Raw genomic sequence first — 10,408 nt, forward strand, 5'->3', positions numbered from 1 at the left:
GGGTGTTCGTCCTTGAAAGTGAGGGTGGCCGGTTGGGCCTCAATCGGGGGCAAGCCCCCTCCCACACTTAACTGTATTCACAGATCTAAATGTGGGAGGGGGCTTGCCCCCGATAGCGATCTAATGGCCGCCACCTTAACAAACAGACCACCCACCCGCCAGAAAGCAAAACGCCAGCACAAGGCTGGCGTTTTACACATTCAGACCACGATCAACGCGGCACTACCGGTTTGCGCGCAGGCTTGCCGCCCTTGCCCTTGGCCGCATCACTGCGCTCCTTGGCCGCTTGCTTGTTACGCGCCTGCGCGGCGGCCTTGGCCTGTTCGCGCTTGTCCCACGGGTTGCTGCCGTCGCTGCCACGCGGTGGCAGGCCGGTGTGCTGGGTGAGGATCCTGGTGGTGGTTTCCTTGGCGACCTTGTGGCTGCCGGCGGGCGTCGAGTTCTTGCGACGCGCGCTCTGGTAGCTGTCGGTGCTCGGCTGGTGCAGCGGAATCAACTGGTCCTTGCCCGGCCCGATCAGGTCGGCACGGCCCATGCGGGTCAGCGCTTCACGCAGGATCGGCCAACCTTTCGGGTCGTGGTAGCGCAGGAACGCCTTGTGCAGACGGCGCTGGTCTTCGCTCTTGACGATGGTCACCGCGTCGCTCTTGTAGGTGACCTTGCGCAGCGGGTTCTTGCCCGAGTGGTACATCGCGGTGGCGGTAGCCATCGGCGACGGGTAGAACGCCTGCACCTGGTCGGCGCGAAAGCCATTGCCCTTGAGCCACAGGGCCAGGTTCATCATGTCTTCATCGGTGGTGCCCGGGTGGGCGGCGATGAAGTAAGGAATCAGGTACTGCTCCTTGCCCGCTTCCTTGGTGTACTTCTCGAACATGCGCTTGAACTTGTCATAGCTGCCAATGCCCGGTTTCATCATCTGGTTGAGCGGACCTTCCTCGGTGTGTTCCGGGGCGATCTTGAGGTAGCCACCGACGTGGTGGGTGACCAGTTCCTTGACGTATTCCGGAGACTCGACCGCGAGGTCGTAGCGCAGGCCGGAGGCGATCAAAATCTTCTTCACACCCGGCAACGCACGAGCGCTGCGGTACAGCTGGATCAAAGACGAGTGGTCGGTATTCAGGTTCGGGCAGATGCCCGGGAACACGCACGACGGCTTGCGGCATGCGGATTCGATTTCCGGCGTTTTGCAGGCGATGCGGTACATGTTCGCGGTAGGGCCGCCGAGGTCGGAAATCACCCCGGTGAAGCCCGGGACCTTGTCGCGGATCTCTTCGATTTCACGAATGATCGACTCTTCGGAACGGTTCTGGATGATGCGGCCTTCGTGCTCGGTGATCGAGCAGAAGGTGCAGCCGCCAAAACAGCCACGCATGATGTTCACCGAGAAGCGAATCATATCGTAGGCGGGGATTTTTTCCTTGCCGTACACAGGATGCGGAACACGTGCGTAAGGCATGCCAAACACGTAGTCCATTTCTTCAGTGGTCATAGGAATGGGCGGCGGGTTGAACCACACGTCCACTTCACCGTGCTTCTGCACCAGGGCGCGGGCGTTGCCCGGGTTGGTTTCCAGGTGCAACACGCGGTTGGCGTGGGCATAGAGCACCGAATCGCCACGGACTTTTTCCACGGACGGCAGACGAATGACCGTCTTGTCACGAGTCATGCGCGGGCTGGCCAGGATCTGTACGACCTTGGCTTCTTCCGGGTCTTCAACCGGGCCTTTTTCCTGCTCGATGGCGCAGGCCTGGGTGTCCTGAGTGTTCACGTACGGGTTGATGATCTTGTCGATCTTGCCCGGACGGTCGATGCGCGTAGAGTCGACTTCGTACCAACCTTCAGGCGTGTCACGGCGAATGAACGCGGTGCCGCGCACGTCGGTGATGTCTTCGATTTTGTGGCCCCACGACAGGCGCTGGGCGACTTCGACAATCGCGCGCTCGGCGTTGCCGTACAGCAGGATATCGGCGGCGGCGTCGATCAGGATCGAGTTGCGCACGCGGTCCTGCCAGTAGTCGTAGTGAGCGATGCGACGCAGGGAAGCTTCGATGCCGCCGAGCACGATCGGCACGTTCTTGTAGGCTTCCTTGCAACGCTGGCTGTACACCAGGCTCGCGCGGTCCGGGCGTTTGCCGGCCATGCCGCCAGGGGTGTAGGCGTCGTCGGAACGGATTTTCTTGTCCGCGGTGTAGCGGTTGATCATCGAGTCCATGTTGCCGGCCGCGACGCCGAAGAACAGGTTCGGCTCGCCGAGCTTCATGAAGTCGTCTTTGGACTGCCAGTTCGGCTGGGCAATGATCCCGACGCGGAAGCCCTGGGACTCCAGCAGCCGGCCGATGATCGCCATGCCGAACGACGGATGGTCAACGTAGGCATCACCGGTGACGATGATGATGTCGCAGGAATCCCAGCCAAGCTGATCCATCTCCTCCCTGCTCATCGGCAGGAATGGCGCAGGACCGAAACATTCGGCCCAGTACTTGGGATAGTCAAATAACGGCTTGGCTGTTTGCATGACGGTGACCGGTGTTGAGATGAAAAATCGCGGGCGCGGAATATAGCACAAATTTTGACCAATTCCGACCTTTGCAGTCGGAATTGGCGGCGCGGTGTTTTACTCGTCTTCGAAGTTGTAGCTGCCCGGTGCCAGGTTCTCGAAGCGCGTGTATTTACCGATGAACGCCAGGCGCGCAGTGCCTATGGGGCCGTTCCGCTGCTTGCCGATAATGATCTCGGCGACGCCTTTGTATTCGGTTTCCGGGTGATACACCTCGTCGCGGTAAACGAACATGATCACGTCGGCATCCTGCTCGATCGCTCCGGATTCGCGCAAGTCGGAGTTGATCGGGCGCTTGTTCGGCCGCTGTTCCAGGGAGCGGTTGAGCTGCGACAGCGCCACCACCGGGCAGTTGAATTCCTTGGCCAGGGCTTTCAACGAGCGGGAAATTTCGGAAATTTCGTTGGTACGGTTGTCGCCGCCGGAACCCGGGATCTGCATCAACTGCAGATAGTCGATCATGATCAGGGCAATGTCGCCGTGTTCACGCACCAGACGCCGGGTACGCGCGCGCATTTCCGACGGGCTGATACCGGCGGTGTCATCGATGAACAGCTTGCGGTCGTTGAGCAGGTTGACCGCCGAGGTCAGGCGCGGCCAGTCGTCGTCTTCCAGGCGGCCGGCGCGCACCTTGGTCTGGTCGATACGACCGAGGGACGACAACATACGCATGATCAGCGATTCACCTGGCATCTCGAGAGAGTACACCAGCACCGCCTTGTCGCTGCGCAACACGGCGTTTTCCACCAGGTTCATCGCGAAGGTGGTCTTACCCATGGACGGACGGCCGGCGACGATGATCAAGTCAGACGGCTGCAGGCCGCTGGTCATGCCGTCCAGGTCGGTGTAGCCGGTGGACAGGCCGGTGATGGCGTTGTCGGTGTTGAACAGGGTATCGATGCGGTCGATGGCCTTGGTCAGCAGGTCGTTGACGCTGACCGGGCCGCCGGTCTTCGGGCGGGCTTCGGCGATCTGGAAGATCTGCCGTTCGGCCTCGTCGAGAATCTCTTCAGCAGTGCGGCCTTCGGGATTGAAGGCGCTGTCGGCAATTTCGGTGGCGATGCCGATCAGTTGGCGCAACGTGGCCCGTGCGCGAACGATCTGCGCATAGGCCTTGATGTTGGCGACCGACGGCGTGTTTTTCGCCAGCTCGCCGAGGTAACCCAGGCCGCCGACCTGGGAAGTCTGGCCTTCCTTGTCGAGCTGCTCGGCCAGGGTCACCACGTCGATCGGTGAGTTCTGGTCGGCCAGCTTGGCGATGGCGCGGAAGATCAGGCGGTGGTCATGGCGATAAAAGTCACCGTCCGAGACTTGATCCAGCACGCGTTCCCAGGCGTTGTTGTCCAGCATCAAGCCACCGAGCACGGCCTGTTCGGCCTCGATGGAATGCGGCGGCACCTTCAGGGCAGCGGTTTGCAGATCGTATTGCTCAGGAGCTGAAATATCGTTCATGGCCACTTGGAATTTGGGGAGTGTAGAAAAACAAAAGGCACGACCTGTAAACAGGATCGTGCCCGATGTTAACCGGCTGGCACGCGAGGTGCCACCCAGTTAGGTGCTGCTTAAGCTGCTACCACGACAACGCGTACGGTGGCTTCAACTTCAGCGTGCAGGTGCACGGCTACGTCGAATTCGCCTACGTTGCGGATAGTGCCGTTCGGCAGACGAACTTCGCTCTTCTGCACTTCAACGCCGGAGGCGGTCAGTGCATCAGCGATGTCGTGGGTGCCGATCGAACCGAACAGCTTGCCTTCGTCACCGGCAGTGGCAGTGATAGTCACTTCCAGCTCAGCCAGTTGGGCAGCGCGAGTTTCGGCCGAAGCTTTTTTGTCTGCTGCGGCTTTTTCCAGCTCAGCGCGACGCTCTTCAAACGCAGCCAGGTTGGCAGCGGTTGCAGCGGTGGCTTTGCCGTAAGGCAGCAGGTAGTTACGACCGTAGCCGGCCTTAACGTTCACTTTGTCGCCCAGGTTGCCCAGGTTGGCGACTTTTTCCAGAAGGATCAGTTGCATGTGAAAATCCTCTAACTTTTAACCTTCACCGTTCGCGTTATCGGCGTCTTTCGACGCCAGACGACCGCGAAAATCAATCAGGCCGTCGACAATGGCCAGAACCACGAGTAACGGATAGATCAGCTGCATGAACAGCAACAGCGTGACGTACAACCCCACCAGCCAAAACTTGGCCAGGCGCTTTCGCGCAACCAGCCCATGAATCAGGGCCAGCCCGGCAAACACCAGCGGTACGCTGCAAATCGGCGCCAGCAAGGCCATCTGGGTTCCGAAGTTCGGCCCGACAACCATGCACGCCAGCAGCAACATCGCCGGCCCCGCAGGGATTCTGATACTGCGAAATTCGCGACCAAAACCACCCGGGTTGTACAACAACGCCTGCCAATAACGCCCAAGAATCAGGCTCAGCACGCTGACGATCTGCATCAGTGCCGCTATAAGGCCGGTCAGGACCGGTGCAATCAGTGACGCGAACCGCGCTCGCTCATCTACCGACAATTGCTGGTAGAGATCCCCGAGAGCCAGCGGCAGGATCTTGACGATCTCTTGCGCCAGCGCCTCGATATGCGGGCGGAAAGCCGCGCCAAGCATCACTGAATACACCAACCCCACTGCCACGCTGACCAGCAGCGTGCGGACCCAGGATTCGCTTGCGCGCAAAACCAACGCAAGGCTCGATGACCCCAGCAGTACCAGAAGTACCCGTGGATCGTCGAATTGCAGCCACCAGACCAAGGCCGGCAGCAGTCCCAGGGCAAGAACGCCAAGGGCGTCCTTCAAACCGCGCCGCAGGAGCACAAGGCAACCTGCGGCAGCACCCAACCAATAAAGCAACGGCAATGCCGCACATCCAGCCACTACCAGAGTGGCCTGCACACGACCGCGCATGATGAACTCAGCTAAGGCGCGCATGCATTCAATCCCTTACTACTTGTCGACTGCCCGGTCTCAGCGGCCGTGGCTGTCGGTGTAGGCCAGCAGGGCCAGGAAGCGGGCGCGCTTGATAGCGGTGGCCAGCTGACGCTGATAACGTGCTTTGGTACCGGTGATACGGCTTGGAACGATTTTGCCGGTCTCGGATACGTAGGCTTTCAGAGTGTTGAGATCTTTGTAATCGATCTCTTTCACGTCTTCAGCGGTGAAGCGGCAGAATTTACGACGACGGAAGAAACGTGCCATTTGATAGGCTCCTTAAAAGGTCCGTGGATTACTCGTCAGCGTTATCGCTGTTGTCGCTGTCATCACTATCAGCGCTATCAGCGCCTTCGTGCTCAGGACGGTCGCGACGCTCACGGCGCTCACTGCGGTTTTCTTCAGCCTTGAGCATCTCGGATTGGCCGGTAACGGCTTCTTCGCGACGGATGACCAGGTTACGGATCACTGCATCGTTGTAGCGGAAGTTGTCTTCCAGCTCGGCCAGGGCCTTGCCAGTGCACTCAACGTTCAGCATCACGTAGTGAGCCTTGTGAACATTGTTGATTGCGTAGGCCAGTTGACGACGGCCCCAATCTTCCAGACGGTGGATTTTGCCGCCGTCTTCTTCGATCAGCTTGGTGTAACGCTCAACCATGCCGCCGACTTGCTCGCTTTGATCCGGGTGGACCAAAAAGATGATTTCGTAATGACGCATGAATGCTCCTTACGGGTTGTAGCCTGCCGCTCAAAAACGGTCAGACAAGGAGTGAATGACACTTATGGATCTTGCCGCAGGGAGGCACATCGGTGCCTGCCCAGGAAGGCAAGGGGCGCAATTGTAGAGAAGGGGGAGAAGCGGCGCAAGGTGATTGGTGATTATTTGAACAATCTCCCAAACACCGCAAAACAAATGTGGGAGGGGCGGTGCGACGATTCGACTTGCCCCCGATTGCAGTGGATCAGTCACAACACCTGTAACTGAAATACCGCTATCGGGGGGGCAAGCCCCCTCCCACATTTGGTTACTTCTTGCTCTTGGCCTTGGCGCCACGCTGGCGCTGGGCCTCGAACAGGCACACGCCGGTGGCTACCGACACGTTGAGGCTGCTGACGCTACCGGCCATCGGCAGGTGCACCAGGTAATCACAATGCTCGCGGGTCAGGCGACGCATGCCCTTGCCTTCCGCGCCCATGATCAGGATGGTAGGGCCGGTGAGGTCCTGGTCATAAATGCTGACCTCGGCCTCCCCCGCCGTGCCCACGACCCACAGGCCGCGCTGCTGGAGTTTCTCCAGGGTGCGCGCCAGATTGGTCACGGCCACCAGCGGAATCACTTCCGCCGCACCACAGGCAACCTTACGCACAACCGGCGTCAGAGTTGCCGACTTGTCTTTAGGCACGATCACCGCCAGCGCGCCGGCAGCATCTGCCGAACGCAGGCAGGCGCCGAGGTTGTGCGGGTCGGTCACGCCGTCCAGCACCAGCAGCAATGGCGCGCCTTCGGTGCGGTCGAGCAGCTCGTCGAGCATGGCTTCGCCCCAGACCTGGCTCGGGCTTACGTCCGCTACCACGCCCTGGTGAACGCCTTCCACCCACACGTCCATTTCACGCCGCTCGGCCTGGCCGATGGCGACTTTATTTTGCGTAGCCAACTCGACCAGCGCTTGTACGCGCGGCTCGCTGCGACCTTCCGCCAACCACACTTGCTTGACGCGTTTTGGATGGTGACGCAGCAGTGCTTCTACGGCGTGCACGCCGTAGATTTTTTCCAGACTCATGACTTGGCCTTAGGTTTGCGCGACCCGCCGCTTTTAGCGGGGGCCGAACCCGCTTTGGGCGGGCCTTTACGGTGTTTACTCGGCTTGCTCGACGGCTTTTCCGCCTCGCGGGACTTTCCCCCAGACGCCGCTTTACCACCGCTTTTGGCTTCGTTGAGCAGCTGTTGCTTCAACTCGCGACTCTTGCGCAGCTCGGCGTTTTTGGCCGCTGCGTCGCTTGGGCGGTAAGCCTCGGGGGCTTTTTCCTTGGCGGCAGGGCGGCGACCGGCCTTGGCAGGCGCTGGCTCTGCGCTCGCTTTCGCGGGTGCGCCTTTGCCTTTGCTGGCCGGTGCAGTCGGTTCGCTGCCACGCTTTTTACGGCCAGCCGGTTCGGCCGGCTTGTCAGGCATACCGAAGTCGATCTTGCGCTCGTCGAGGTCGACGCGCATGACCTGCACTTCCACGGTGTCGCCAAGGCGGAAGCTGCGGCCAGTGCGCTCGCCCGCCAGGCGGTGATGCACAGGATCGAAGTGGTAGTAGTCACCCGGCAAGGCGGTGACGTGCACCAGGCCTTCAACGTAGATATCGGTCAGCTCGACAAACAGACCAAAGCCGGTCACGGCGGTGATCACACCCGGGAAGGTTTCGCCCACGCGATCTTTCATGAACTCGCACTTGAGCCAGTTCACCACGTCACGGGTTGCTTCGTCGGCGCGGCGCTCGCTCATCGAGCATTGCTCGCCCAGCTGTTCCAGGGCCGCTTCGTCGTACGGATAGATCCGTGCCTTCGGAATGGTCATGGCACCGGCGCGCTGGACGTGCGGGGTGTTCTGCTTGGAATGGATCACGCTGCGGATCGCCCGGTGCGTGAGCAGGTCCGGATAACGGCGAATTGGCGAGGTGAAGTGGGTGTATGCCTCGTAATTCAGGCCGAAGTGGCCCTGGTTGTCGGCGCTGTACACCGCCTGGCTCAGGGAGCGCAGCATGACAGTCTGGATCACGTGGTAATCCGGGCGGTCCTTGATGCTGGCCAGCAGAGCCTGGTAATCCTTCGGCGTCGGGCCGTCCTTGCCTTTGTGCAAGGACAGGCCGAGCTCGCCGAGGAATGCGCGCAGTTTTTCCAGACGCTCCGGCGGCGGGCCGTCGTGCACCCGGTACAGCGCAGGGATTTCGTGCTTTTTCAGGAACTCAGCCGTGGCCACGTTGGCCGCCAGCATGCATTCCTCGATCAGCTTGTGCGCATCGTTACGGGTGGTCGGGGTGATCGCGGCGATTTTGCGCTCGGAACCGAAGACAATCCGGGTTTCCTGGGTTTCAAAATCGATCGCGCCACGCACGTGACGAGCACCCAGCAACACCTTGTACAGCGAGTAGAGCTGCTTGAGGTGCGGCACCACGCCGGCGTATTCAGTACGCAGGGCCTTGGCTTCGCTGGTCTTCGGCGTTTCCAGGATGGTGCTGACCTTGTTGTAGGTCAGGCGCGCCTGGGAGTGAATCACCGCCTCATAGAACTGGTAGTCGGTCATTTCGCCGGTTTTCGAGATGGTCATCTCGCACACCATGGCCAAACGGTCGACTTTCGGGTTCAGGGAGCACAGGCCATTGGACAGCTGCTCAGGCAGCATCGGGATCACGCGCTCAGGGAAGTACACGGAGTTGCCGCGCACCTGGGCTTCGTTATCCAGCGCCGAACCGATCTTCACGTAGCTGGACACGTCGGCAATCGCGACGAACAACTTCCAGCCGCCGGAGAACAGGCGCAGTTTGCCGGGCTTGGCTTCGCAGTAGACCGCATCGTCGAAGTCGCGGGCATCTTCGCCGTCAATGGTGACGAACGGCAGATGGCGCAGGTCGATGCGTTTTTCTTTGTCTTTCTCTTCGACTTCCGGCTTGAGCTTGGCGGCTTCTTTGAGCACAGCCTCAGGCCAGACGTGAGGAATATCATAGGTGCGCAGCGCAACGTCGATTTCCATGCCCGGCGCCATGTAGTTGCCGACCACTTCAACGATGTCGCCTTGGGGCTGGAAGCGCGCCGTTGGCCAGTGGGTGATTTTCACCTCGACGAACTGGCCGACCTTGGCGGCGCCATTGCGACCCGGGGTGATCAGCACTTCCTGCTGGACCTTCGGGTTATCCGGCACAACGAAGCCGATGCCGCCTTCTTCGAAGTAACGGCCAACGATGGACTCGTGGGCACGGGACACCACTTCAACGATCACGCCTTCACGGCGACCACGACGGTCCAGGCCGGAGACGCGGGCCAGGGCACGGTCGCCGTCGAACACCAGGCGCATTTGCGCCGGGCTCATGAACAGGTCGTCGCTGCCGTCGTCCGGGATCAGGAAGCCGAAGCCGTCACGGTGACCGGCGATGCGGCCCAGGATCAGGTCGAGCTTGTCCACGGGAGCATACGTGCCACGGCGGGTATAGATCAGCTGAGCATCGCGCTCCATGGCACGCAGACGGCGGCGCAGGGCTTCGAGCTGGTCTTCGGTGGTCAGACCGAATTCTTCAACCAGCTGCTCGCGGCTAGCAGGCGAACCACGATCGGCGAGATGCGCCAGGATCAGTTCGCGGCTAGGAATAGGGTTTTCATATTTTTCCGCTTCACGAGCGGCCTCGGGATCGAGGGACTGCCAATCGGCCATTAGAGAGTTTTCACCTTGTCTATATGCGGGTTAGTTTGGCATACGCGTATTGAAACGGGAAATTTCAGGCATCAACAAGCGTTTAAAAGCCCATTACGGCCCCTGGCGAGCACCTTGCACGACCATTGGCGAAATTTTCCAGGCTTTTTTCATGGCAGGGGTTTACAGCTCAAAAACCGCTCCGTATAGTGCGCGCCATCGACGACGGCAACGTTGTTCGATAATGCCCAGGTGGTGAAATTGGTAGACACGCCAGCTTCAGGTGCTGGTGATCGCAAGGTCGTGGAAGTTCGAGTCTTCTCCTGGGCACCAAATTCAGATCAAACCCGCGAAAGCGGGTTTTTTCGTTTCAGGCCTTTGATTTTTAACGCGAAACTCGATTTATTTTTTTGAATCAGGGGTTTACAGATTAAAAACCCCGCCGTATAGTTCGCCCCATCAACAGCGGCAACGTTGTTCGATAATGCCCAGGTGGTGAAATTGGTAGACACGCCAGCTTCAGGTGCTGGTGATCGCAAGGTC

General features: G+C 60.0%; 8 protein-coding genes and 2 tRNA genes (1 of these 10 only partly in view). 2 read left to right on the forward strand and 8 right to left on the reverse strand.

Translation table 11 applies throughout. The features are described 5' to 3' along the window. Window positions 1-211 precede the first annotated feature (211 nt). The 8 genes from AC0IYH_RS19800 to rnr form a co-directional block, all read right to left on the reverse strand. The gene (locus tag AC0IYH_RS19800; protein ID WP_471835849.1) at window positions 212-2,515 is read right to left on the reverse strand and encodes a YgiQ family radical SAM protein; all 2,304 of its coding nucleotides are present in this window, start codon (window positions 2,513-2,515) and stop codon (window positions 212-214) included. Between the two features lie 99 nt (window positions 2,516-2,614). Beyond that, on the reverse strand, window positions 2,615-4,009 hold the full coding sequence (gene dnaB / locus AC0IYH_RS19805) for a replicative DNA helicase (protein ID WP_101265926.1): 1,395 nt from the start codon (window positions 4,007-4,009) through the stop codon (window positions 2,615-2,617). A 110-nt stretch (window positions 4,010-4,119) separates the two neighbouring features. After that, the gene (gene rplI, locus AC0IYH_RS19810; RefSeq protein WP_003171376.1) at window positions 4,120-4,566 is read right to left on the reverse strand and encodes a 50S ribosomal protein L9; all 447 of its coding nucleotides are present in this window, start codon (window positions 4,564-4,566) and stop codon (window positions 4,120-4,122) included. 18 nt (window positions 4,567-4,584) lie between these two features. Beyond that, on the reverse strand, window positions 4,585-5,478 hold the full coding sequence (locus tag AC0IYH_RS19815; RefSeq protein ID WP_116627332.1) for a hypothetical protein: 894 nt from the start codon (window positions 5,476-5,478) through the stop codon (window positions 4,585-4,587). Window positions 5,479-5,514: 36 nt separating this feature from the next. After that, on the reverse strand, window positions 5,515-5,745 hold the full coding sequence (gene rpsR, locus AC0IYH_RS19820; protein ID WP_002551829.1) for a 30S ribosomal protein S18: 231 nt from the start codon (window positions 5,743-5,745) through the stop codon (window positions 5,515-5,517). A gap of 28 nt (window positions 5,746-5,773) precedes the next feature. Next, the gene (rpsF, locus tag AC0IYH_RS19825; RefSeq protein WP_003236224.1) at window positions 5,774-6,196 is read right to left on the reverse strand and encodes a 30S ribosomal protein S6; all 423 of its coding nucleotides are present in this window, start codon (window positions 6,194-6,196) and stop codon (window positions 5,774-5,776) included. Between the two features lie 307 nt (window positions 6,197-6,503). Then, the gene (rlmB, locus tag AC0IYH_RS19830) at window positions 6,504-7,259 is read right to left on the reverse strand and encodes a 23S rRNA (guanosine(2251)-2'-O)-methyltransferase RlmB (protein WP_017734971.1); all 756 of its coding nucleotides are present in this window, start codon (window positions 7,257-7,259) and stop codon (window positions 6,504-6,506) included. Next, complete coding sequence (rnr, locus tag AC0IYH_RS19835) at window positions 7,256-9,886, reverse strand: ribonuclease R (RefSeq protein WP_471835852.1); 2,631 nt, start codon at window positions 9,884-9,886, stop codon at window positions 7,256-7,258. Before rnr ends, rlmB begins: the two co-directional genes overlap by 4 nt. 225 nt (window positions 9,887-10,111) lie before the next feature. Between rnr and AC0IYH_RS19840 the strand changes: the two genes are divergently transcribed. Together AC0IYH_RS19840 and AC0IYH_RS19845 are read left to right on the forward strand one after the other, a co-directional pair. Beyond that, window positions 10,112-10,198 (forward strand) — tRNA-Leu (locus tag AC0IYH_RS19840). 153 nt (window positions 10,199-10,351) lie between these two features. Further along, window positions 10,352-10,408: transfer RNA gene (locus AC0IYH_RS19845), tRNA-Leu, on the forward strand; it runs 130 nt beyond the window's last position.

It is taken from the genome of Pseudomonas sp. AC463, assembly GCF_979253585.1.